The organism is Oleiphilus sp. HI0066, from assembly GCF_001635725.1.
Window position 1 is genome coordinate 1 of sequence record NZ_LWFH01000319.1, and the last position, 759, is coordinate 759.

General features: G+C 43.0%; 2 protein-coding genes. Both read left to right on the plus strand.

Annotated features, from left to right (window positions below; genetic code table 11):
- On the plus strand, positions 1-186 hold a 186-nt coding region (gene yaaA / locus A3738_RS04675; RefSeq protein ID WP_156503960.1), incomplete at its 5' end, for a peroxide stress protein YaaA.
- A gap of 13 nt (positions 187-199) precedes the next feature.
- Positions 200-759 (plus strand): 1-acyl-sn-glycerol-3-phosphate acyltransferase (locus A3738_RS04680; RefSeq protein ID WP_197473593.1); only part of this gene is annotated, 560 nt, incomplete at its 3' end.

The following is a 759-nucleotide window of genomic DNA, read 5'->3' on the forward strand; positions in this document are numbered from 1 at the left end:
TACAAAATTGTTAGCTTCTATGCCAAGAAAGCACGTGGCTTAATGGTCCGATATGCAGCGGATAAGAATATTACCGATGTAGAGTTATTAAAGGGCTTTGACTATGAGGGTTATAGGTTTAACACGGAGCTTAGTGAAGGAGATACATGGGTATTCACCAGAGATGAGCCGCCTAAAGCCAAATAATTAGATTGAAACTATGATGTCAAAACTTCTTGTTCCCCCACGCTGTGCGCGATTAGGCTTGAATATTTTGGGGGGCGCAACGGTAATAGAGTCGATTCATCGCTTTCCTCGAGCTTCTAAAATCGAAGACAAAGAGCTTAATGATTATGCGCCTTTCCGATATTGGGTGAAGGATTTGGTGCGCTCTCTTAATGTTGAGTTAGAAGTGAAAGGTACGCCCTTAGCGCAAGGTAACTTGTTTTTGGCAAACCATGTGTCATGGGTTGATACGGTTATTTTGAATCATGCTGAGCCTCTTGCTTTTGTTTCTCGTCATGATGTTGAAGACTGGCCATTCATAGGTACATTTACGCGGCGTATGGGGTCTGTGTATGTTGATAGAAGTAACAAGTTTCAGGCCTATCGCAGTATTCCAAAGTTAGAGGACAAGCTTCGCTCGGGTAGATCGGTCATNGTTTTCCCAGAGTCAACAACCTCCGATGGATCTCATTTGTTGCCTTTTTATGGGATGTTTGTTGAGTCAGCTGTTCGAGTTGGTTGTCAGGTTCAACCAATAGCGCTTCGTTATTTTGA